Annotated in this window: 22 protein-coding genes; 4 read left to right on the plus strand and 18 right to left on the minus strand. The window is 69.0% G+C overall.

Annotated features, from left to right (window positions below; genetic code table 11):
* Positions 1-22: 22 nt before the first annotated feature.
* The 6 genes from QZL85_RS12335 to QZL85_RS12360 form a co-directional block, all read right to left on the minus strand.
* Complete coding sequence (locus QZL85_RS12335; protein ID WP_295577119.1) at positions 23-838, minus strand: A24 family peptidase; 816 nt, start codon at positions 836-838, stop codon at positions 23-25.
* Positions 838-2418, minus strand: coding sequence for a hypothetical protein (locus tag QZL85_RS12340; RefSeq protein ID WP_295577121.1), 1581 nt, complete (start codon positions 2416-2418; stop codon positions 838-840). Before QZL85_RS12340 ends, QZL85_RS12335 begins: the two co-directional genes overlap by 1 nt.
* Positions 2409-2996 (minus strand): type II secretion system protein J, encoded by a 588-nt coding sequence (locus QZL85_RS12345; RefSeq protein ID WP_295577123.1) that lies wholly within the window; start codon positions 2994-2996, stop codon positions 2409-2411. The genes QZL85_RS12340 and QZL85_RS12345 overlap by 10 nt, the downstream gene beginning before the upstream one ends.
* The gene (locus QZL85_RS12350; protein ID WP_295577125.1) at positions 2996-3436 is read right to left on the minus strand and encodes a prepilin-type N-terminal cleavage/methylation domain-containing protein; all 441 of its coding nucleotides are present in this window, start codon (positions 3434-3436) and stop codon (positions 2996-2998) included. Before QZL85_RS12350 ends, QZL85_RS12345 begins: the two co-directional genes overlap by 1 nt.
* 96 nt (positions 3437-3532) lie before the next feature.
* Positions 3533-3922 carry a prepilin-type N-terminal cleavage/methylation domain-containing protein gene (locus QZL85_RS12355; protein ID WP_295577127.1) on the minus strand — a complete coding sequence of 130 codons (390 nt, stop codon included), beginning with the start codon at positions 3920-3922 and terminating at the stop codon, positions 3533-3535.
* 289 nt (positions 3923-4211) lie between these two features.
* Positions 4212-4508, minus strand: a complete 297-nt coding sequence (locus tag QZL85_RS12360; protein WP_295577130.1) for a DUF1905 domain-containing protein — start codon at positions 4506-4508, stop codon at positions 4212-4214.
* Positions 4509-4587: 79 nt separating this feature from the next.
* Between QZL85_RS12360 and QZL85_RS12365 the strand changes: the two genes are divergently transcribed.
* Complete coding sequence (locus QZL85_RS12365) at positions 4588-5751, plus strand: serine hydrolase (RefSeq protein WP_295577132.1); 1164 nt, start codon at positions 4588-4590, stop codon at positions 5749-5751.
* Positions 5752-5758: 7 nt separating this feature from the next.
* Here the strand turns inward: QZL85_RS12365 and QZL85_RS12370 are convergent, their stop codons facing one another.
* From QZL85_RS12370 to QZL85_RS12385, 4 genes are all read right to left on the minus strand, one after another.
* Positions 5759-6748, minus strand: coding sequence for an aldo/keto reductase (locus QZL85_RS12370; RefSeq protein ID WP_295577134.1), 990 nt, complete (start codon positions 6746-6748; stop codon positions 5759-5761).
* Positions 6749-6837: 89 nt separating this feature from the next.
* Positions 6838-9549: a bifunctional acetaldehyde-CoA/alcohol dehydrogenase gene (gene adhE, locus QZL85_RS12375; RefSeq protein ID WP_295577137.1), complete on the minus strand. Its 2712-nt coding sequence runs from the start codon at positions 9547-9549 to the stop codon at positions 6838-6840.
* Between the two features lie 178 nt (positions 9550-9727).
* The gene (locus tag QZL85_RS12380) at positions 9728-10510 is read right to left on the minus strand and encodes an ABC transporter permease (RefSeq protein WP_295577140.1); all 783 of its coding nucleotides are present in this window, start codon (positions 10508-10510) and stop codon (positions 9728-9730) included.
* Positions 10507-11556 carry an ATP-binding cassette domain-containing protein gene (locus QZL85_RS12385; RefSeq protein WP_295577142.1) on the minus strand — a complete coding sequence of 350 codons (1050 nt, stop codon included), beginning with the start codon at positions 11554-11556 and terminating at the stop codon, positions 10507-10509. The genes QZL85_RS12380 and QZL85_RS12385 overlap by 4 nt, the downstream gene beginning before the upstream one ends.
* A gap of 62 nt (positions 11557-11618) precedes the next feature.
* Here QZL85_RS12385 and QZL85_RS12390 point away from each other — a divergent pair, with 62 nt between their 5' ends.
* Genes QZL85_RS12390 through QZL85_RS12400 form a run of 3 tightly spaced genes read left to right on the plus strand, consistent with a single transcriptional unit; the run spans position 11619 to position 13810 of the window.
* On the plus strand, positions 11619-12608 hold the full coding sequence (locus QZL85_RS12390; RefSeq protein WP_295577144.1) for a YafY family protein: 990 nt from the start codon (positions 11619-11621) through the stop codon (positions 12606-12608).
* A gap of 36 nt (positions 12609-12644) precedes the next feature.
* Positions 12645-13307 (plus strand): DNA alkylation repair protein, encoded by a 663-nt coding sequence (locus QZL85_RS12395; RefSeq protein ID WP_295577146.1) that lies wholly within the window; start codon positions 12645-12647, stop codon positions 13305-13307.
* 5 nt (positions 13308-13312) lie between these two features.
* Positions 13313-13810 (plus strand): hypothetical protein, encoded by a 498-nt coding sequence (locus QZL85_RS12400; RefSeq protein WP_295577148.1) that lies wholly within the window; start codon positions 13313-13315, stop codon positions 13808-13810.
* 4 nt (positions 13811-13814) lie between these two features.
* Here the strand turns inward: QZL85_RS12400 and QZL85_RS12405 are convergent, their stop codons facing one another.
* From QZL85_RS12405 to QZL85_RS12440, 8 genes are all read right to left on the minus strand, one after another.
* Entirely contained in the window at positions 13815-14558 is a 744-nt protein-coding gene (locus tag QZL85_RS12405) for a potassium channel family protein (RefSeq protein ID WP_295577151.1), read from the minus strand.
* Positions 14559-14679: 121 nt separating this feature from the next.
* On the minus strand, positions 14680-15996 hold the full coding sequence (locus tag QZL85_RS12410; protein ID WP_295577153.1) for an MFS transporter: 1317 nt from the start codon (positions 15994-15996) through the stop codon (positions 14680-14682).
* On the minus strand, positions 15986-16303 hold the full coding sequence (locus QZL85_RS12415; RefSeq protein WP_295577155.1) for a Dabb family protein: 318 nt from the start codon (positions 16301-16303) through the stop codon (positions 15986-15988). Before QZL85_RS12415 ends, QZL85_RS12410 begins: the two co-directional genes overlap by 11 nt.
* Before the next feature lie 46 nt (positions 16304-16349).
* On the minus strand, positions 16350-17174 hold the full coding sequence (locus QZL85_RS12420; RefSeq protein WP_295577157.1) for an alpha/beta fold hydrolase: 825 nt from the start codon (positions 17172-17174) through the stop codon (positions 16350-16352).
* A gap of 4 nt (positions 17175-17178) precedes the next feature.
* Complete coding sequence (locus QZL85_RS12425; RefSeq protein ID WP_295577159.1) at positions 17179-18174, minus strand: phosphotransferase enzyme family protein; 996 nt, start codon at positions 18172-18174, stop codon at positions 17179-17181.
* A gap of 75 nt (positions 18175-18249) precedes the next feature.
* Complete coding sequence (locus QZL85_RS12430; protein WP_295577162.1) at positions 18250-19617, minus strand: HNH endonuclease signature motif containing protein; 1368 nt, start codon at positions 19615-19617, stop codon at positions 18250-18252.
* Positions 19618-19669: 52 nt separating this feature from the next.
* Entirely contained in the window at positions 19670-19795 is a 126-nt protein-coding gene (locus QZL85_RS12435; RefSeq protein ID WP_295577164.1) for a hypothetical protein, read from the minus strand.
* A 164-nt stretch (positions 19796-19959) separates the two neighbouring features.
* Positions 19960-21135 (minus strand): peptidoglycan-binding domain-containing protein, encoded by a 1176-nt coding sequence (locus QZL85_RS12440; RefSeq protein ID WP_295577166.1) that lies wholly within the window; start codon positions 21133-21135, stop codon positions 19960-19962.
* Positions 21136-21274: the final 139 nt, after the last annotated feature.

Consider the following 21274-nt stretch of genomic DNA (forward strand, 5'->3'; position numbering starts at 1 on the left):
CTCTCCTTTCGTTGCCGGCCGCTCAGCTCGCGCCGAGCAGCCCCAGATACCAGTGGGCGATGTCCTCGCCCGCGACGATGCCGATCCACGCGCCCGCGATCATCCAGGGGCCGAACGGAATGGCGCTCTTGCGGGTCGCCCGGCGCGCGAGCATGAGGACCACACCCACGACGCCGCCGAGGATGAAGGCGGCGAACGCGCCGACGATGAGGGATCCCCATCCGAGCCAGCCGAGCGCCGCACCGAGCACGCCCGCGAGCTTGACGTCTCCGCCACCCATTCCGCCCGGTCGGATGAGACGCAGCAGGAAGTAGAACGCGTAGAGAGCAGCCCCGGCGATGGCGGCCCGCAGGAGCGCCTCCCACGGGGTGGCGAGGACGCACGCCACGGTGAAGAGGACGGCGAGGACGATGTAGGCCGGCAGGACGATCGCGTTCGGCAGCCGTCTCGTGTCCAGGTCGATCATCGCGAGGGCGATGCTGATGGACGCCAGATAGAGGTAGGCGATGATCACCGGCACGGATGCCCAGGTGAGCGGAGCCGCGAGGAACAGCCCGACCACGCCGACGAATGCCAGTCCGGTGGCCAGCTCCACGAGCGGATACCGCGCCGAGATCGGCGCACCGCAGGCGGCGCACTTCGCACGCAGCAGCAGCCAGGACAGCACGGGAACGTTCTGCCACGGCCGCACCGGAGCCCCGCACTGCGGGCAGCGGCTTTCGCGGGTGAGGCGGATTTTGGCCGGGACACGGTAGATCACGACGTTGAGGAACGAGCCGATGACCAGCCCGAAGAGAGCGGCGAAGACGAGGATTGCGGCGACGAGACCCGGGGTCATCACGGCACCCACCCGGAGAGGTCGGCGTAGACGACGTCGCGCTGACGGACGAGCGCGCCGACCGTCTTCGTCTCGACGCTGATGCCGTGTTCGGCGCCCATGCCCGGCAAGCCGATCGGGTCGGCCGTGAAGGTGAACTGACCACCCGGGGTCCATGTGCCGCCGTAGAGCGTCCCGCTCCATTGGTCGATTCCCATGCTGCCGACGTCGACAGTGCACGGGCTGTACCCGATCGCGCGCACCGAGGCCTCGATGATGGTGCCGTTGATGTAGAGCTTCGACTGACCGGAGCCGCACGTCGGCTTCACATCGGCCGGTGTGCGGTCTTCAGTGGTGATGTAGAGGGAGGGCTTGCCGACGGCCGTCGCCGCGGCCTTGACCTTGAGCATCGTGAGGTCGAACTCGTTCGCCAGGAGCACGAGGTTCTTCTTCAGTTGCACGGTGGGGTTGGATCCGTTGTTCGAGGAGAGCTTCGAGCACGCGCGCGCGTCGAGAACCGTGTCGGCCGACAGGCTGCCGAGCCAGGTGGTCCATCCGGTGCCTGGTGACGCATTCAAGTAGTCGCACGAACCCACCCCGCTGCCGGAGTTGACGAGCGTCACGACGTTGTAGCCCGGCCAGTCCGATGCGTTGTACTTGTACTCGAACCACGTGGGCAGGACGAGCGGTGGGACCGTCGGCACGGTCGCGGGCCGCACGACACCGCCGACGACGACGCCCGAGTTCGGCGTGTAGGTGCGCGCTGAGGGGAACGTGAGTGATCCGTTGATGCGCACGTTTCCGAGCTGAACGTCGCCCGTGGTCCGCACCGATCCGCCGATGATCTTGTTCTCCCAGCCGAACTCGAGGGCGCCGTTGGCGAGGATGTTGCCGCTGACCGTGCCGCGGACGGTGCTGGAGCCGGTGCCCCGGAGCGTCAGGTCGGCGCGGAAGACGTCGCTGCCGCAGCACATGTTCAATGTGCCCCCGGCCTCGACGAGTCCCTTCACGTCACACCCGGAAGAAGTCTTGATATTGCCCTTGACCGTCAATGTGCCGGGGATCTTCGCGTTGCATTCGAACAGCGTCGCCTGCGGGATGACGACGTTGACAGACCGTCCCGGATCGGTAACCACGACGTTCGAGTTGAAGGTGAGGGTGCCCGTGCCGAAGAAGATCATGTCGCCGCCGGTGCTCGACACCGACGAGTAGGCGTAGTCGGCCTGCACCGACGTGCGCGCGCCACGGACGTCGGCGTTGACCCGCACCATCGCCGTCGTGCTCGAGCACGACACGGAGTAGGCGTAGGTGGCGCTTCCTGCATCACTCGACACGGGTGCGCTCGGCACGGTCAGCTTTGCGGGCGCCGTCGGGCAGGTGATCTCACCGCGCTTGAGCGATGCCGAGACAGCGGCAAGCCCGGCATCGGCCGTCGCGCGCGATTCGGCGCTCGAGCGGGTGTCCGAGACCATCCCCGCCGTGTTCACGACGATGCTCCCGAGCGCCAGTCCCGCGATCGTCAGGACGAGCATGATGATGAGCACGGCCACGAGGGAGGAACCGGACTGATCACGGCGCAGATCGGCGAGTTTCACCAGCATGCGATTGCTCCTGTCGTCGCCACAGCCTGTGCCGTCATCCCGTCGGACAGCTTCACGGTCTTCTGCACGTCACCGACGGTGATGTCGAGGGTGGTGTGGACCCCCTTCGATCCCACGAGGGTGAAGGGCACGCCGCCACTGGGCGCCGCGACCTTGTCGAGCGGCCGCTTCGCCGACTTTCCGACGAGCACCGTCCACCCCGAGGGATCCGCCCCGCGCGGTGTGGCTCCCGCGCTGTACCGGATGGATTGGTCGGTGAGAACCCACGCGCGGCACTCCCACGTCCACGTTCCGCTGAACGACGCGCTCGGCTTCGTCACGACGGCGTCGATACGGGTCCCTGCGCCGCTGACGCGGATCGACGTGGCGTTGCGGAGCGCATTGGCCATCGTGGACGTCAGGACGTTCGCCTGACCCGTCGCGGAGTCACGGGCGATCGACTTCTGCTGCGTCGTCCAGCCGTTGATGAAGACCATCGTGAGCAGGCCGGCGATCAGGGAGGACACGATGACGGCGACGATGAGTTCGACGAGGCTGATGCCTTCGTCGTCGGAGATGATGCTGCGCCCGCCCGCCATCACGCGCTCGTCACTGGGATCCGGGTGCGGAGCACCGTGGCATCCCCGTCGACGTCCGTGATGCGGACGGTGACGAGGATCGCGGCCGGCTTGCCGACCCCGGCGCCCGTCGGGCAGGCCTCGACGGTCACGGTGCGCGTGAGGCCGGTCGGGATCACGACGTTCGGAAGTGTCGCCGGGTTGGCGTCTACGAGGAGGGTCGCGGCGGTGCGCAGCTGCGCGCACGTCGTGTCGGTTGTGGGCTGCGTCGGGAACTGAGCACGGAGTGCCGCGATGTGGGCATCGGCCAGGGAGGTCGCCTCGACCGAGTCGCGGTTGTCCACGCTCAAGCGTGTCGCGCCGATGATGAGCGGCAGGACAGCGAGCGACAGCACCGCGAGGAGGAACATCGCGATGATCACCTCGACGAGGCTGAAGCCGTCGTCGGACTGGGTGGTCATGCTGGGACACCTCCGAGGGGGTGAGGTGGGTCGTTCTTTGGAGAGACGTCGAGGCCGGCCCGTCGGGTCGGGCCGGCCTCGAGGTCAATGAGCTGACTAGCAGCCGGGGCCGGAAGTCGCGGTGGTCGCGCCGTCCTGGGTGGCAGTCACGCAGATGTTGTCGATCGTCGTGCCTGCGGCCACAATCGTCACGGCCGGGTCAGTACCGTCCGACAGGTTCGTCAGGTCGACCGAGCTAGCGGCTGTGATGGCCGGATCCTGCGCCATCGCCGCGGAGACCTGCGTCGCGCCGTTGGCAGCGATCGCCGCGAGCGCGTTGTTTCGCGCATCCTGCTGGATGTTGAGGAAGATCGGGATCGCCACCGCGGCGAGGACGCCGAGGATCACGACGACCACGATCAGTTCGATGAGTGAGAAGCCGCCCTCGTCGCCAGATTCCTCGCGGCGGGCCTTCTCAGCCTGGACATAGTTACGGATGGTGCGCATGTGCGTGCCTCCAGTTGGGGGGATTGAACAGGACCGGCTCCTGGTGCGCACGCCGAAGTTTGCGATCCGGGGGGAATCGTCGCTCTTCGGGGGGATCACACGGCTCGGGTGAACCGTGGGATGTGCAGAGCCTGGTTTGGGAATGCCCGCCGCGAGGACGATCTCCCTCTCCGGTCCCCATCATGAGAGTTCTCTCATCTTGTTGTCAATGGGGAGTTTGGGAAAATTGTTACTTCTGTGTTTCGCAACGCTGAATGAGCGGCGATGCGCGGTATATCGAGAGCCGCTCCTACGCGTCCAGCACCTCGATCCGCACGCGCACCACATCGCCGTCGCCGATCCCCTCGGCATCACGCACCGCGCGCTTCAGCGGCAGCACGTACGCGCCGCGTCCCCCATCCGGGAAGATCGACGTCCGCCACGACGATCCGCCGATCGTCACGGCGACCCGGACCGATCCGAAACCGCGCGCCGGCCGCGGGATCTCGCGGATCTCGGCGCTCAGGTCCTCGGGCAGCGCCGCGAAGAACCACGTCTCGGTCCGCGCCTCCCACCGGAAGACCTCGCCGTCGAACTCGAGGATCATGCCGCCAGGCTATCCGCGCCACCGACACGGCCTACCGGCACGGCCTACCCTCGGATCAGGCGTGAGGCGAAGGAGCACCATGGCGGATCCCCGCGACGAGTCCCTCGACGCCGCGCTCCGCGCCGGCATCCCGTTCGTCGTCGCCGGGACCACCTCCCTCGCGGAGACCACGTACCTGCGCGCTGCGGGCTTCCGCTCCCCCGCGACGTCCGCGCCGGCGACGGACGACACGGTGTTCGCGCTCTACTCGGTGACCAAGCTGTTCACCGCGACGGCGGCCCTGCAGTGCGTCGAGGACGGACTCATCGACCTCGATGTCCCCGCACGCACGTATCTGCCGGCGATCGGCGACCTCGAGGTCCTCCTCTCGATCGAGGAGGACGGCACGACGGTCACACGTCCGCCGACGCGCGACATCACCCCGCGGATGCTGCTTCTCCATACGGCCGGCATCGGGTACGACATGTTCGACGCACGCTGCGCGCGGATCGCCCGCGCCCGCGCCGTCCGACCTTCGACGACACCGCTCCGCGACAGCCTGTCGACACCGCTCCTGCATGACCCGGGTGACCGCTGGACGTACGGGATGTCGATCGACTGGCTGGGTCTGATCGTCGCCGCGGTCCGCGGTCGGCGCCTCGAGGACGTCTTCCGCGAACGGATCTATGCGCCGTGCGGTATCAGTTCGACCTCCTTCGATGTGCCGGAGGGCATGCGATCGCGTCTGGCAACTCCGCATCGCCGCGGACGGGACGGCACCATCGCTCCGATGGCCACGAATCCCCCCGGCACCGCCGAGCTCGACATGGGCGGCCAGGGCCTCTTCTCCACCGTCCCCGACCTCCTCGCGCTCCTCCGCGTCTGGCTCGGCGACGGGTCGGCACCCGGTGGCCGGGTGCTCCGGCCCGAGACGATCGCCTGGGCGACGCGCGGCGAGCGGGGCGTCACCGTCACTCCCCTGCAGGCCGCGATCCCGGCGCTCACCCGCGAGGTCGAGTTCCTGCCCGGCATCCCGACATCATGGGGGTACTCATTCCTCGTCAACGAGGCGGACGTGCCGGGACGCCGTCGCGCCGGCTCCGTGTCGTGGGTCGGACTCGGCAACGTCCACTACTGGATCGACCGACGTTCCGGCATTGCCGGGGCCTGGGCGACGCAACTGCTGCCGTTCTACGACCCGGCCGCCGCCGAGGGTGCGGCCGCGTTCGAGCGCGCGGTCTATCGGGAGGCTGTCGAGGTCTAGGCCCCCGTCACCACTGCGGGTGGATGTCCGCCCGCAGCAGCCGGTCGTACACGTCGGCGACGACATCCTCGAACACCGTCAGGTCGGTTTCGCCGACGAGCTCGCCGGCGACCGCGTTGCCCTGCGCCTGCGTGACACTGCGCGCCCCGGGGATGACGCTCGTGACGCCGGGTCGCGACGCGACCCAGGCGAGCGCGGCAGCCGGCAGCGTGAGTCCCATCGGCACGGCGGCCGCGAGCTCGGCTGCGGCCCGCAGGCCGACCTCGTAATCGACGCCGGAGAAGGTCTCGCCCTTGTCGAACGCCTCGCCGTGCCGGTTGTAGGAGCGGTGGTCGTCGGCCGCGAAGGTCGTCGCGGCGGAGTACCTGCCCGACAGGAGCCCGGATGCCAGCGGCACGCGCGCGAACACCGCGACCCCGGCGCGCTCGGCGGCGGGCAGCACCTGGTCGAGGGGCTTCAGCCGGAACGGATTCAGGATGATCTGGACGTTGGTGACATTCGGCCGCGCGATGGCGGCGAGCGCCTGTGCGCAGGTCTCGACGGAGACGCCGTACGCGGCGATGGTCCCGTCGGCGACGAGCGCGTCGAGGGCGTCGTAGGTGGCATCCGACTCGATGACCGCGGTCGGCGGGCAGTGCAGCTGGACGAGGTCGAGGGTGTCCGTGCGCAGGCTGCGACGCGAGCGGTCGGTCCACGCGCGGAAGTTCGCGGGCGTGTAGTTCCCCGGCTCCTGCGCCATGCGGCGGCCCATCTTCGTCGCGACGGTGACACCGTGGTCCGGGCGCTCGGCGAGCACCGCGCCGATGACTGCCTCGCTGCGGCCGTCGCCGTAGACGTCGGCGGTGTCGATGAGGGTGACCCCGGCGTCGAGCGACGTGCGGAGCACCGCGCGGGCGTCGTCCTCGGAGACGCTCCCCCAGTCGGCACCGAGCTGCCAGGTGCCGAGGCCGACGACGGAGACGGAGCGACCGGTACGGCCGAGGCTGCGCTGCTGCATGCCCTCAGCCTACGGTCGCGCCGCGACCCGCACGCCCCTCGCACGCAGAAGGGCCGGGGATGCTCCCCCGGCCCTCCTGGCGCACTGGACTACGCGCGCTGCTTGTCCCGCTTGGCGGGCTTCACCACCGCGATCGTGCCGGTGGCGGCAGCGGCCTCGGTGTGTGTGGTCGCGCGCTGGGCGCGGACCTCGTCGAACGAGGTGCCGTAGTACGCGGCCTCCATGAGGGTGCGCATGTCGGCGAGCATCGGCATCCGCGGGTTGGCGGGTGCGCACTGGTCCTCGTAGGCGGCCATGGCGACCTCATCCAGGCGACCGATGAAGTTCGCCTCGTCGACGCCCTGCTGCTGGAACGAGCGCTCGATGCCGACCTTGTCGCGCAGCTCCTCCACGGCGCGGGCGTAGCTCTCGACGCCCTCCTCCGGGGTGGATGCCGGCAGGCCCAGGTGCGCGGCGATCTCCTGGAAGCGCTCCGGCGCGATGTAGCGCTCGTACTTCGGCCAGCTGGTGAGCTTCGTGGGGATGCGGCCGTTGTACCGGATCACGTGCGGCAGGTAGATCGCGTTGGTCCGGCCGTGCACCAGCTTGAACTTCGAGCCGGTGACGTGGGCCATGGCGTGCACGATCCCGAGGAACGCGTTGCCGAAGGCCATGCCCGAGATCGACGCCGCATTGTGCATCTTCTCGCGGGCCCGGATGTCGGCGGCGTCCGTGCTGTTCGGCTTCGCCTGCGCGCTGCGCTCGATGTTCTCGAAGATCAGCTTGATGGCGTGCAGGCACAGGCCGTCGGTGTAGTCGTTCGCGTAGACCGACACGTACGCCTCGGTGGCGTGCGTGAGGGCGTCGAAGCCGGCATCGGCGACCAGGAACCCGGGCAGCGCCGAGGTGAGCATCGGGTCGATGATCGCGACGGACGGGGTCAGCGCGTAGTCGGCGAGCGGGTACTTCATACCCGTCTTGTCGTCGGTGATCACCGCGAACGGCGTCATCTCGGAACCGGTGCCCGACGTGGTCGGGATGCAGACGAGCTTGGCGAGCTTGCCGAGCTCGGGGAACTTGAACGCGCGCTTGCGCACGTCGAAGAACTTCTCCCGCATGTCGGAGAACTGCGTCTCCGGGTTCTCGTAGAGGAGCCACATGACCTTCGCGGCATCCATCGGCGACCCACCGCCGAGGGCGATGATCGTGTCGGGCTGGAAGGCGCGCATCTCGGCGGCGCCGGCCTGCACACTCGAGACCGTCGGCTCGGGCAGCACCCGGTCGATGATCTGCAGGTGCACGCGACCCGGGCGGCGGTTGAGGACGTCGATGATCTTGTCGACGTAGCCGAGGTTGGTCATCGTGCCGTCGGTGACGATCGTGACGCGCTCGACGCCCTTCATGTCGATCAGGTAGCGGATCGCGTTCGGCTCGAAGTAGGTCTTCGCCGGCACCTTGAACCACTGCAGGTTGTTGTTGCGTCGTCCGACGCGCTTGACGTTCAAGAGGTTCACCGCCGAGACGTTGTTGGAGACCGAGTTGTGACCGTAGGAGCCGCAGCCGAGCGTGAGCGACGGCATGAAGGCGTTGTAGATGTCGCCGATGCCGCCGAGCGCCGAGGGGCTGTTCTCGATGATGCGGACGGCCTTGACGACGGCCGCGAACTTCGCGATGACGGCCTGGTCGTTGGAGTGGATGGCGCCGGAGTGCCCGAGACCGTCGAAGTCGACCATCTGCTTGGACAGCTCGATGCCCTCATCGGGCGTTGCGGCGCGGAGCACGGCGAGGACCGGGGCGAGCTTCTCGCGCGTCAGCGGCTCGTGCGGGCCGACACCGGAGACGTCGGCGAGGAGGATCGAGGTGTCCTCGGGAACCGTGAAGCCGGCCTGCTCGGCGATCCACACCGGGGACTGCCCGACGACCTTCGCGTTGAGCTTGGCCTCGGCGCAGTTCGCGCTCTCGGCGCTGACACCGAAGATGAACTCCTCCAGCATCCGCTTCTCGTCGGCGGTCACGCGGTAGGCGTGCAGCCGGGCGAACTCGGCGAGGGCCTCCTCCGCGATCGGCTCGTCGAGGATGACGGCCTGCTCCGACGCGCACACCATGCCCATGTCGAAGGACTTCGACAGCACGATGTCGTTGACGGCGCGACCGACCTTCGCGGTGCGCTCGATGAAGGCGGGGACGTTGCCCGCGCCGACGCCGAGGGCCGGCTTGCCGCAGGAGTACGCGGCGCGGACCATGGCGTTGCCGCCGGTGGCGAGGATGAGGGCCACATCGGGGTGGTTCATGAGCTCGCCGGAGGCCTCCATGGAGGGCTCTTCGATCCACTGCACGCAGTTCTCCGGGGCGCCGGCGGCGACCGCCGCGTCACGCACGATGCGCGCGGCCTCGGCCGAGCACTTCTGCGCGGACGGGTGGAAGCCGAAGATGATCGGGTTGCGGGTCTTCAGCGCGATGAGCGACTTGAAGATCGCGGTCGAGGTCGGGTTGGTGACCGGCGTGAGCGCGCAGATGACGCCGACCGGGTCGGCGATCTCGGTGATGCCGGTGATCTCGTCGTGCGAGATGACGCCGACCGTGCGCTGCTTGATGATCGAGTGCGTGACGTGCTCGCACGCGAACATGTTCTTCACGGCCTTGTCCTCGAACAGGCCACGACCGGTCTCTTCGACGGCCATGACGGCGAGGTCGCCGTGGTGGTGGAGCGCGGCGACGGACGCCTTGCGGACGATGTGATCGACCTGCTCCTGGGTGAACGACGCGTACTCGGCGAGGGCCTGCTGGGCCTTGTCGACCAGAGCATTGATCGAGGTGGACATGATTTCTCTTCTCCTCCCGGCGCGGGCGTATTGTCCCGCACCGTTGCTTGCCGGGGGTTCGAGATCCAGCCTCAGACCCTCTCGTGCCTCCAGTATGCACCTTGTGGTCTGACCACACAAGTGGGTGCGCGAGATCGGCGTGTCGGGGGGCGAATGCCCGGGCCCCGCACCGCCCGCGTCAGCTGCTGCGACGCATCGAGCGGATGCCGACGGTCAGGCCCACGGCGGCGAGCGCGAGCGCGGCCACCCACCCCCACAGCACGACGGAGTCGCCGAGGTCGCCGGCGAACAGCGCGCGCTCGGCCTGCACGACCCAGTTGATGGGATTGACGGTGGCGACCACCCGCATCCACGCCGGGCCCTCGTCGAGCGGCAGCAGCATCCCGGAGAGGATCAGCAGAGGGAAGATCAGTGTCTGCTGCACGCCCCAGAAGAGCCACTCGCGGTCCTTCGTGGCGAGCGCGAGCGAGTACGAGAGCGAGCCGAGCCCCACGCCGAACACGGCGAGGAGCAGGAGGCCGATCCCGAGCCCACCGACGTGCACCGTGAACCCGAACGGCCACGCGATGAGCACGATGATGAGTCCCTGCACCATGATCGGGGCGACCTCCTTGAGCGCGCGCCCGACGAGCAGCGACGAGCGCGCCAGCGGGGCGACGAGGGTCCGCTCGTGCGAGCCAGTCATCATCTCGTACTGCAGATTCGACCCCACGGCTCCCGTGCCGAACAGCACGATCATGACGAGGACGCCGGGGACGAACCACTGCAGCGTCTCCCCCGCCGGCGCACCGGACTGGCCGATCAGCAGGGGCGCGAACAGCCCGAGGAAGACGAGCGGCTGCAGCAGGCTGAAGATCAGCGTGAAGGGGTCGCGGACGACGGGCTTGAGCTCGCGCGTCAGCACGTGCCAGGTGTCTCGGGCGGCGTTCTCCCGCACCGGGGTCGAGGTGGTCGTGGTCATCGGACTGCTCCCGTCTTCTGCGCCGGCGATGCCGGCTCCTCGGATGCCGCGGCATCCGTCTCCGCCTCGATCGGCTCGCCCTCGCCGGCCTCGCGCAGCGTGCGCCCCGTGAGCGCGAGGAAGACGTCGTCCAGGGTCGGCGGCACGCCGGTGGCGCGCTCGACGCGGAGGCCTTCGGCATCCAGGGCGCGCACGGCGGCCGGCAGGAGCCGGTCGCCGTCCGGCGCCGTCAACGTGACCGACGCACCCTCGCGGACGACCTCGCGCTCCGCCAGTCGCCGCACGATGTCGATCGCCCGGTCGGCGTCGTCCTCCGATCCGAATCCGAGGGTGACGACGTCGCCCGCGAGTTCCGCCTTCAGCCGCGTCGCCGTGTCGTCGGCGATGACCCGGCCCCGGTCCATCACCATGACGCGCTCGGCGTAGCGATCGGCTTCCTCGAGGTAGTGCGTCGTGAGGAACACCGTCGTGCCGTGCTCGGCGCGCAGTCGCAGGATGTGCTCCCACAGGTTCGCGCGGCTCTGCGGGTCGAGACCCGTCGACGGCTCGTCGAGGAAGAGCAGCGGCGGCGCGTGCATGAGCCCGAGGGCGATGTCGAGGCGCCGTTTCTGCCCGCCGGAGAGCTGCTGCACCGAGCGGGTCGCGAACGAGGCGAGGTCGAGCGACTCGATGAGCTCGCCCGCGCGTTTCCGCGCGGCGGCTGCCGGCATCCCGTAGAACGCGCCCTGGCTGAGGAGCTCGTCGCGGACGCGCTGCGCGAAGCTTCCGCTCGTGAGCTGCCCGACATAGCCGATGCGCGCCCGCACGGCGGCTGGGCTGCGGAGGATGTCGTGACCCACCACGCGCGCCGTGCCGGCGGTCGGCGGGAGGAGGGTCGTGAGCATCCGGAGGCTCGTCGACTTCCCGGCGCCGTTCGGCCCCAGGAACGCGACGAGTTCACCGCGCGCGACGGTGAACGTGAGGTCGGTGACGGCCTCGACAGGCTTCTTCTTGACGGTGAAGCGCTTGGTGAGACCCTGCGCCTCGATGATCGGTTCGTTCGTCATGCCGCGAGCGTAGGATCCGATGCGGACAGATACTGTCCTGAACGTCGAGGAAGATGGATGCCATGTCCGACACGACCTCGCGCGCTCTCTCGCTGCTGAACCTGCTGCAAACGCACCGCCACTGGCCCGGCTCCGAGCTCGCCGACCGGCTGGGCGTCACCGAGCGGACGGTGCGGCGCGACGTCGAGCGGCTGCGGGAGCTGGGGTATCGCATCGAGTCCTCCCCCGGTGCCGCGGGCGGGTACCGGCTCGAGGCCGGCAGTGCGCTCCCGCCGCTTCTCCTCACCGACGACGAGGCCGTCGCGATGGCGATCGGGCTGCGGGTTGCGGCATCCCAACGGCTCGTCTCGGGACCGGAGACGACGCTCACCGCCCTCGCGAAGCTCGAGCAGGTGCTCCCCATGCCGCTGCGTCGCCGCGTCACGGCGCTGGCGGAAGCAGTGCAGCCGGCGGGGCTCAACGCGGGGGCCGCCGTCTCGGGCGAGGTGCTCGGCGAGCTCGCCCTCGCCTGCCGCGATCACGAGCGGGTGCGCTTCACCTACACGTCGGCCACCGGGGAGGTCACCCGCCGTCGCGTCGAGCCGCACGCCCTCGCGCCCGCCGACCGGCACTGGTACCTCCTGTGCTGGGATCTCGAGAAGGCCGACTGGCGCACCTTCCGCGTCGACCGGCTCGCCGACGTCGACCACACGCGCGTGCTCTTCACGCCCAAGCCGCTGACTTCCGAGGAGATCGAGGAGTTCGTGCTCGTCGCGCGCAGCTGGGTGCGGCAGGCCGTCGAGGCGGATGCGGTCATGGAGCTGCCGATCGAGGAGATGCGGGCGTACTTCGGGCAGTGGGGGCAGGGGGCCGAGCCGGAGGACGCGACGCACACGCGCTGGCCCGTCGGCGGCTCGGACTTCCGCGAGACGGCGTACGGCCTCTCGTGGATCCCCGCCGGTGTCGAGTACACGCTCGACCTCGCCGAGCCGGCACGGGGCGAGCTGCGCGAGTCGCTCGAGCGGATGCTGCGCGCCATCGACGCGCCGCCTGCGGTGCCGCGGGAGCGGTGACCCGCTTACCCTGGGTCGAGCAGACGAGGAGGACCCATGGCGACGGTGGATGAGGTGCGTGCCGAGTTGGCGGCGCTCGAGGACCCGCGCATGCGCGAGGTCAACGAGCGGCACGGCGACGATCACGGCGTGAACCTCACGAAGCTGCGCGCGGTCGCGAAGCGGCTGGGCACCGATGAGGCGTTCGCGCGGGAGCTGTGGGCGACCGGGGAGACGCCGCTCCTGCTCGTGGCGCTGCTGATCGCCAAGCCGCGCCACTTCTCCGTCGACGAGTTGGATGCCATGCTGCGCGACGCCCACGCACCCAAGGTCGTGGACTGGCTCGTCAGCTACATCGTCAAGCCCGGCCCGCACGTGGAGGAGCTGCGCCGTCGCTGGATCGACGACGAGGATGCCACCGTTTCGGGGGCCGGCTGGGCGCTCACCGCGCACACCGTGACGAAGAAGCCGGAACTGCTCGACCTTGAGGCCGTGCTCGACACGATCGAGTCGGACATGAAGGAGGCGCCGGGGCGCCGGCAGTGGGAGATGAACACGACGCTCGCGATGATCGGCATCCATCACCCCGATCTGCGCTCGCGCGCCCTCGACATCGGCGAGCGCCTCGAGGTTCTGAAGGACTACCCGACGCCGCCGAACTGCACGTCGCCCTTCGCTCCGGCGTGGATCGGCGAGATGGTCAGCCGGCAGGAGCGGTGAGGATCGTGGATGGCCGCCGGGCGACGAAGCGCGTCGCCGCCGCAGGCATGATCGCGGTGATCGGATATGCCGTGCTGGCGGGTCTTCAGATCCCCGTCCTGAACCCCCGGTATGCCGTGCCGGGGAAGGACCTCGCCGCCATCGGGCGCGACCTCGACGCCGCGGGCGAGTCGATGCAGCCCGGGTACACGTTCGCGGTCCTGGGGCTCGGAGTGGCGCTCGCGCTCCTCACCTTCGTCGTCCTCACCCGCCGATCGGATGCCACGGCCCGCGCGGCCCTGGTCGCCTACCTCGTCATGCTCGTCTTCGGCGCACCCGCCTACTTCGTCGCGTCCTTCGCGCCGGGGATGGCGCTGGCCGACACCTACATGATCAGCGGGGCGGACTACTCGCCCTGGTCCGTGCCGCTGTATGCCGTCAGCGGGCTCGCGATCGTGGCCCTGCTCGGCGTCGCCGTCCACGCGACCCGCCGACGGGGCACTCTGCAGGAGTCGCATTCCTGAGCGATCATTCGACCGACCGCCGACTGCCGAGACTCTCTCTGAGCTCGCGGATCTCGATCCTGAGGTCAGAGACGACCTCGTGCAGGGCCGCGACTTGCGCCTCGGTCGCTGCGGCTGATCTGTCCGTTTCGAGCGAGACCCGTTCAACGATCCACGAGGCGAGCGTCGCCGTGACGACACCGATCAGAGCGATCCCGCCGACCATCAGGCCCGCGGCGACCACACGACCCGTCGGAGTGACCGGGACGAAATCGCCGTACCCGACGGTCGTAATCGTCACGAATGCCCACCAGACAGCATCCCCGAAGTTGCTTATCTGACCGCCACTTCCTTGCTCAGCATCGAGCACCGCGAGACCGGCGAGAAAGATCGTCATAGCGGTCGCACCGACGGTGTAGACGACAACCCTCCCGCGAAGCATCGACCCGGCGTTGCGCTGGATGAGGGCGATGATCGTCAGGAAGCGCATCAGGCGCAACGGTCTAAGCAGGGGAAGCACGACGATAGCGAGGTCGAGAAGGTGACGATAGAACCACCTCCAGCGGTGCTCGGTGAGCATGAGTCGCACGATGTAGTCAACGAGGAACCCTCCCCACGTTGCCCATAGAACGGCTTCGGCGATAGCAGCGACGACGCCGTCCGGCCGCGCGAGAATCTGCACTGCGTAGGCGGCGAGGAAGAGGCAGGCCGCCGCCATGAGCGGCCACTCGACCGCGCGCTCCCACTGAGCAACTCGCTTTCCATACATGCGCCGATTATGTCGAACCGGATGCGCGTCCATGGGAACGCCCGACCCGTTCAACGCGTCAGAGGCCGGCGAGCCATCTTTCGGCTCCTGGTCAACAGTGCTCACCTCCAGCCCCGCCCGATCACGATTCCGGCGCCGACTCCCCCGCGTCGAGGACCGGCGGGGCGGCGGCGATGTACGAGATCGACCGCCAGACCAGCAGCAGCGTGATCGCCGACCCGCCGAACGCGAACCACCATGGCGCGGTGAGGCCCCACGCCTGGGCGATGAGGCCGCCGAGGAACTGTCCGATCACGAGACCGCCGAACACTCCGACCATGTTGACGGACGCGATACGGCCCTGCAGCGGGATGGGGACCAGACGCTGCCGAACGGTCGTCGAGATCGTGCCCCAGACGAACGCGTACGCGCCGAAGCCGAACATGATGATGAACGCGACGACGCCGGAGGTCGTCAGAGCGAAGGCGAGGTGCATGACCACTTCGAGCGAAAGGCAGACGCGCATGAGGGTCGCGAACGACACGTGACGCTCGAGCCAGCCGAAGCATCCCGTGCCGATCAGCCCGCCGAGCGCCGACGCCGTGGTCAGCGCCCCGAAGCCCACAGCGCCCATACCCAGGTGCTCGGTGGCGTAGAGGACGAGGACGCCCCAGGGCGCTGCCCACGTCACGTTGAACACCAGGATGATGATCACGAGCGTCCGCACGGGCGCGTTACCGCGGAGCCAGCTGAGGCCCTCCCGGATGCGGTGGCTCGTCCCGGCGGGGGCGGCATCGGTCTCGGGAATCGGGGTGCGAGCGATCCGCGAGATCAGGATGACCGCAAGGCTCACGCAGAGGATCTGTACGAGGAACGGCCAGAACGACCCGACCGCGAACAGGAAGGCGCCGAGCGGAGGCCCGGCGAGCTGATTGCCGACGAGGAACCCGGCCTGGAGGCGGGCGTTGCCGATCCCGAGGTCGGCGGGGCGCACCATCATGGGCAGCAGCGTGCTGCCGGCCGTGTCGGCGAACACCTCGGCGGTGCCGTAGAGGAAGGACGTCACGAGCACGATCCAGACCGTGACCTGCCCGGTGGCGAGGAAGACCACCAGGCCGAGCACGATCACCGCGCGCGTGCCGTTGGCCAGCATGACGAGTCGGCGCCGATCGTGTTGGTCGGCGATCGATCCGGCGAGCAGTCCGAAGAGGAGCCAGGGCAGGAACTGCATCATCGCGCCAGCCGCCACCAGAAGGGGCGACGACGTCAGCGAGGCGATCAGGAGGGGCGCAGCCGAGAGCGCGATGCCGTCGCCGATGTTGCTGGTCCACGAGGAGGCGAGCAGCCATCGGAAGTCGCCGCCGAGCCGGCGGGGTGCGATCAGTTCGCCGAGCGAGCGCCTCGGCGTTCGGTCTCCCCTGCCGTCAGATTCGGACGACTCCGCGTCGTCACGCGTCATCGGTCGGGGCCTCGTCCTCCACGAAGTCGTACTCCTGGAACTCCGCGACCTCCGGAATCCACCGCTCAGCGACGAACGCGACGTGAGTCGGGTGATCGTTGTACGCCTCGTACGCCGCATCGTCCGCGAACACCATCGAGAACTGGTGAGTGAGCGGGCTCTTCGCGCTCACCTGACGCCGGACGACGAACTGCTCGACGCCGGGGATGGATGTCAGCAGCACACGGGCGTCTGCGAAGAACGCCGCCGCCTCGGGAGAGTCCGGGCCGTGGACGAGGCGGAAGACGACGGTGTGCAGGATGCCCATTCATCCGACAGTACCCGCCGGCATAGACAGTGGCGGATGCCGCGGGTCAGTGCCGGTCGACGAACGCGAGGATGTCGCGGGGCACCTGGCCGCTCGTCGCGACCTTGACGTGTCCCTGCCCCGCGTAACGGACCCGAGCGCAGTCCGGGATCAGCCGGGCCGTCTCCTCGACCAGGTCGGCCGGAAAGAAGAGATCCTCGTCACCGCACAGGACGATCACGGGAACGGCGATGTCCGAGAGCACCGATCGGGCATCGAAAGCGATCTCGGCTTCGACCTCGACGAGGACATCGGATGCCGGGTAGTTCTTGCCCGACAGCAGCCCCCGGCCGATCCACGGCCCCATCAGCCGACGGAGCCACCGGGCCCGGTCACTCGGGAGGATGTACTCGGCGAAGGCCGCGCCGACGGCCGCGGCATCCCCCCGTTCCAGGGCGGGGGCCAGGCGAGAGTCGACCTCCTTGCCCCACGCGCTCACGTCGGCCGCTGCGACCACCATGGCGACCTCGCCCACGCGTTCACCGTGGCGCGCCGCGAGGTACTGGGCGATCATGCCTCCGTAGGACTCCCCCACGACGAGGTCCACCCGACCATCCAGCTCCTCGTCGATCATGAGTCCGTAGTCGTCGGCCATGTCGGCGACGGTGTGGCCGCGCGGCATGTTCCGGCGGCGAGTGACGTACCAGATCGTGAAGCCCGCATCCACGAACGGAGCGAACCATCGCCGGCTCAACCGGCCGGTGAGTCCCACCGGCAACCCGCTGCCCGGTCCGCCCGGGATGAAGAGCAGGGTGCGGGATCCCGCACCCCAGGTCAGGTACTCCATCCCGTGCGACGTCGTCCCGCGGAGCACTGCCGGTTGTTCTGTCATGCGTTCACCCCCCTGGCGCGCTGGCGCGTCCCTCGACGACGTCGAGCATGTCGTGCGACCACGCGTGCACCTTGTCCAGTCGCGCCGCGAAGTCGGGATTCACCTGCGCGGTCCCGGTGTACCAGAGGTCGAAGGCGACCTGGCGCAGGGCGATGTAGTCGTCGAGGTGGGTCAGATCGATCTCCCGCCGTTGCCGGTAGGACGCGACGAGCGCGTCGCGGAACCGCGGATAGTCGGGTTCGTCGCGGAGTTCCCAGAGCGCGACGGCCACGTCGTAGACGCGGGGTCCGCGCCCGCAATCGTCGAAATCGATGAGCTTGACCTGCCCGGCTTCGAACAGCGCATTGCCGAGGTGCAGATCGGCATGGATGAGACCGGTATCGAGGTCGGACGCCATAATCGGCCCCAGCCGATCCGCGACCGCGTCGAACCGTCGGCGCAGCGGCGCCGGGAGCAGCTTCCAGCATTCCTCGGCCGGAAGTTCGCCGTAGACCATGACGTTTCCGAAGAACGTCTCGTGGTTCCAGTCGATTCGGACGAAGTCGGCGGGCGGCGTCCATGAGTCGGCGTGGTCGTGGACCGTCGCCATGGCGGCGCCGAGACGAGCCAGGTGAACCGGTCGCGCCGATTGCTCGTGGATCCGCCCGTTCATCCACCGCAGCACCGAGACGACGCGGGTCTCGGAGCCGGCCGTCACCTGCGCTGTCATGGTTCCGTCGCGGGTCGGGCGCACACGCGGGACGTGGATGCCGGTGTCCGCGCGGATGGCGGTCATCCAGGCGATCTCCGACCGGATGGCGAGCGTCGGGTCGGCGTCACGGCCGTGGCGTCGGGGACGGTGGACCCGCACGAGGTGTCGACCGTCCGCACTGTCGTGCCGGAACGTGGTGTTCTCGCCGTGGTTGACGAAGGTCAACGTGCCGTCTGCGAGGTCGAATCCCGGCAGCGCCGCGACGGCTACTCGCCGAAGGCGGGCCACCTGAGCGCGACGAGAGAGCATGTGGTCATTGTGTGCCCGATTCCGGCGGAACGACACACTGTGTCCTCGGGACTGAGTGGTCCGGCGAGATGAGAGTCAGAACGGTGCGGCTTCTGTGGCCGGAAGGTGGCGCTCGTCAAGGGAGAAGGCGACGGCCGGTGTCGGTGCGTCTTCGCGGTAGATCGTGCCGAGGGGTGAGGTCCATTCGAGAACTCCACCCGTGAGTTGTCGAACCCGCCAGGCGGTGAACTGCTTCATGGAGTGGTGCCGCTGGCACAGGCAGCCCAGGTTGCGCGTCTCGGTCTTGCCGCCCAGCGCGGCGTCGTGCGTGTGGTCGATCTCGCATCGGATCGCCGCCATCCGACATCCGGGAAAGCGGCAATGCTGGTCGCGGGCCTGCAGATATCGCCTCATCGGCATCGGCACACGGTAGCTGTCGACCGCGAGCACCGTCCCCTTTACCGGGTCGCTGACGAGCCGTTCCCACGTGGGAGCGTCGCCGGCGAGTCGTCGTGCGGTGTCCGCGTCGATGGGCGATCGGCCGACGAGATCGCACGGCTCGTTCGTCCCGCTGAGAGCGAGCGCCGGCACCACGACCTGGACCCGGGCGCGGATCGCGCCCAGCGGCCCCGCGGTCGTGTCTCTCGTGTCGTCCAACGCCGGTGTGCCGGCGAGGAGCAGATCGGCGAAGACGTCGGCCCGCACCTGGTCGGTGGTCCGTGCGTCCGTCGCGATGATCTCGCCGCGGTCGTCGGATGACGGCGACGTCTGGCCGACGTCGGCCGGTCGTTCGGCATCCGCCCGCTCGCCCCGCGTGTCGATGATCGCGCGAGCCTGCTGAGTGAGCCGGTCGTGAATACCTTCGGCGATCACCGTCGGGAGGGTCGCGATGAGATCCGACATCCCGTCCCGACCGGGCGTCAGCCGCACGCAGCGTTCGGCGGCCGCCGCCTCGTGGCGCTCGCTGAAGGACCGCGGATGCATCCGTTGGGCAAGGATCTCCAGCTGAGCGCGCACGCGGTTGGGCGTGTCCTTCCGGCAGCGTTCGATCGCGACGGATTCGTACGACGCTCGCACCTCAGCGGGCAGCACCGACCCGGCATCCACGATGACCATGACGTGCGCACGGGTGATCGTCCCGCTCTCCCAGGCGCCGAGTGCGGCCGGGTAATCCTCTACGACCGTCCGCGCCTCGTCGATCCGGCGCTGCACCGTGCGGTCGGTGACCCTCATCGCGCCGCCGAGTTCCGCGGCGATGGAGCGGACTGCCATCTCGTGCGCCTGCACGCGGGCCGGCGACCCCGCTGCCTGCCTTTCAGCCAGTTGACCGGCGCGGGCGAGGACTCGGAGCTGAGCGATCTGGACCAGCGACAGCCGACGCTCGACGCCCGCGATCTCGTACACGAGGTCGGCGAGCGTAGCGAGATCGGCGTCCGATCCGAGTGCCTCCGCCGTGCTGGTCATACCCCAAGTTTGGTGGGGGCCTCCGACATTGCGATGTGCGATCGCGTCAGGCTCAGCGTGACGTCTCCGGACCGGACGGGTCGACAAGAAGTCGCGGGAGCGCGTCCTTCAGCCACGCGCCGAGGCGGTCGACCGTCCAGCCGCGTTCGAGCGTGAAGGCGAGGAACGACTGGGGCATTTCTGCTGCCCGCCGACTCGGGGATGCGGATGGTGCTCTTGATCGTCGGCGGGATTCCGGTCGCGCTCGCGATGGCGGCATTGCCCGCGTGGTGGATCATCCTCGCCGCCACCGTGCGCTGATCGGGTGTGGCGGGACGCGCCCCGTGACCACCACCGATGGCCTCAGCGCCGCAGCGCCCGCGCCGCCGTCCGCAGCGCGGTCGACGTCGCCTCGTCGAATTCGCCCGTCGCGTGGAGGCTCTGGGCGACCTGGAAGTCCCGGATCCCCTCCTGTGTGAGCGCGCCCGCCCTCCCGTCGATGGCGCCCGAGTAGTACCCCGCGTCGGCGAGATCCTGCTGCCGGGACGCGATCCGGTTGGAGTTGGTGATGCTCCAGCTGCCTGGGGGCGCCGGGCTGACCCACCCGTCGGCATCCCCCGCGTGCTCGAGGGTCTGGAACGACCAGAACAGCGCGAAGGCCAGAAGGCCGATCACCTCGATCCAGAAGATCGCGTCCCCCTGCTGCGCGCCGCTGAGTGCGGCCAGGACGACGATCGCGATGACGACATCGGCGACGAGCGTGATCGCGAGGATCGCGTAGATCGCGGCGTAGGCACGCCGCGGAAGGTAGGCGGGCTTGCGGACGTTCGGGCTGAAGGCCTGCCGGATCGCTTCGATGGCCGCGACGAGCATGATCAGGATGAAGAACGTTCCCGCCGCGGTGATGTGTCCCCAGAGCTGCAGGCCGACGAAGGCATCCGTCCGCCACCACGACAGGTACAGGATCAGAATCCCGACGCCGAGAATCAGTGCGATCCAGTACCAGACAGGCTCCCGCGTGCGACCGGGCCTGAGCTTCAGCAGCCCCCGGATGAGGGCGAGCAGCATCCCCACCGCCGCGAACAGCGCCCAGACGTAGAATCCCAGTTCGACGAAGGCGAGCTGGTCCCTCGGGATGCAGTCCGACCCCGCCGGCCACCCGGCGACGCATGAGCCGAGCTCCGCCGCTTCGCCCACCTCGGTCCTCAGTGTGCGGGTCGGGATGAACGCGATCAGCGGCGCCAGCAGCGCGGCCACGTCGAGGAGGTAGTTCTGCACGCCCCGTCCGGCCAGTGAGATCAGCGCGAGCGCCGCTCCGCACAGCGCCGCAGTGAAGACGATGCGAGCGGGCGTGTAGTAGTAGTGGCTGATCGATCGGAGGATGCCGGCACCCTCGGGCTTGTACTCCGCCGGGGTGGATGCGATGGCGATGAAGATCGCCGCGACGACACCCACGAGACTGATGCGGAGGTAGAGGTAGGAGTTCTTCAGCGCCTCCAGAACCTCTGGATACCCGTCGTCAGGCGCGCTCGTGACCATGTGCGGAAGCTAGCGCGGGGACTCGCGGCTTCGCAATCACCCGCGGGTGTTGCTGTGGTTGCCCACCGTGACCGACCCGGATCCGGCGCCTGTCACCGGGGTGCCGCAGCTGATCGGATCGGACCGCGATAACGCTGTT

The sequence above is a fragment of the uncultured Microbacterium sp. genome (assembly GCF_900078385.1).
Lineage (GTDB): Bacteria > Actinomycetota > Actinomycetes > Actinomycetales > Microbacteriaceae > Microbacterium.

Bases quoted from the DNA above. Each gene is read 5' to 3' on its own strand.
- QZL85_RS12335 (WP_295577119.1), bottom strand. From the start codon at position 838: ATGACCCCGGGTCTCGTCGCCGCAATCCTCGTCTTCGCCGCTCTCTTC.
- QZL85_RS12340 (WP_295577121.1), bottom strand. From the start codon at position 2,418: ATGCTGGTGAAACTCGCCGATCTGCGCCGTGATCAGTCCGGTTCCTCC.
- QZL85_RS12345 (WP_295577123.1), bottom strand. From the start codon at position 2,996: ATGGCGGGCGGGCGCAGCATCATCTCCGACGACGAAGGCATCAGCCTC.
- QZL85_RS12350 (WP_295577125.1), bottom strand. From the start codon at position 3,436: ATGACCACCCAGTCCGACGACGGCTTCAGCCTCGTCGAGGTGATCATC.
- QZL85_RS12355 (WP_295577127.1), bottom strand. From the start codon at position 3,922: ATGCGCACCATCCGTAACTATGTCCAGGCTGAGAAGGCCCGCCGCGAG.
- QZL85_RS12360 (WP_295577130.1), bottom strand. From the start codon at position 4,508: ATGATCCTCGAGTTCGACGGCGAGGTCTTCCGGTGGGAGGCGCGGACC.
- QZL85_RS12365 (WP_295577132.1), top strand. From the start codon at position 4,588: ATGGCGGATCCCCGCGACGAGTCCCTCGACGCCGCGCTCCGCGCCGGC.
- QZL85_RS12370 (WP_295577134.1), bottom strand. From the start codon at position 6,748: ATGCAGCAGCGCAGCCTCGGCCGTACCGGTCGCTCCGTCTCCGTCGTC.
- adhE (WP_295577137.1), bottom strand. From the start codon at position 9,549: ATGTCCACCTCGATCAATGCTCTGGTCGACAAGGCCCAGCAGGCCCTC.
- QZL85_RS12380 (WP_295577140.1), bottom strand. From the start codon at position 10,510: ATGACCACGACCACCTCGACCCCGGTGCGGGAGAACGCCGCCCGAGAC.
- QZL85_RS12385 (WP_295577142.1), bottom strand. From the start codon at position 11,556: ATGACGAACGAACCGATCATCGAGGCGCAGGGTCTCACCAAGCGCTTC.
- QZL85_RS12390 (WP_295577144.1), top strand. From the start codon at position 11,619: ATGTCCGACACGACCTCGCGCGCTCTCTCGCTGCTGAACCTGCTGCAA.
- QZL85_RS12395 (WP_295577146.1), top strand. From the start codon at position 12,645: ATGGCGACGGTGGATGAGGTGCGTGCCGAGTTGGCGGCGCTCGAGGAC.
- QZL85_RS12405 (WP_295577151.1), bottom strand. From the start codon at position 14,558: ATGTATGGAAAGCGAGTTGCTCAGTGGGAGCGCGCGGTCGAGTGGCCG.
- QZL85_RS12410 (WP_295577153.1), bottom strand. From the start codon at position 15,996: ATGACGCGTGACGACGCGGAGTCGTCCGAATCTGACGGCAGGGGAGAC.
- QZL85_RS12415 (WP_295577155.1), bottom strand. From the start codon at position 16,303: ATGGGCATCCTGCACACCGTCGTCTTCCGCCTCGTCCACGGCCCGGAC.
- QZL85_RS12420 (WP_295577157.1), bottom strand. From the start codon at position 17,174: ATGACAGAACAACCGGCAGTGCTCCGCGGGACGACGTCGCACGGGATG.
- QZL85_RS12425 (WP_295577159.1), bottom strand. From the start codon at position 18,174: ATGCTCTCTCGTCGCGCTCAGGTGGCCCGCCTTCGGCGAGTAGCCGTC.
- QZL85_RS12430 (WP_295577162.1), bottom strand. From the start codon at position 19,617: ATGACCAGCACGGCGGAGGCACTCGGATCGGACGCCGATCTCGCTACG.
- QZL85_RS12435 (WP_295577164.1), bottom strand. From the start codon at position 19,795: ATGCCCCAGTCGTTCCTCGCCTTCACGCTCGAACGCGGCTGGACGGTC.
- QZL85_RS12440 (WP_295577166.1), bottom strand. From the start codon at position 21,135: ATGGTCACGAGCGCGCCTGACGACGGGTATCCAGAGGTTCTGGAGGCG.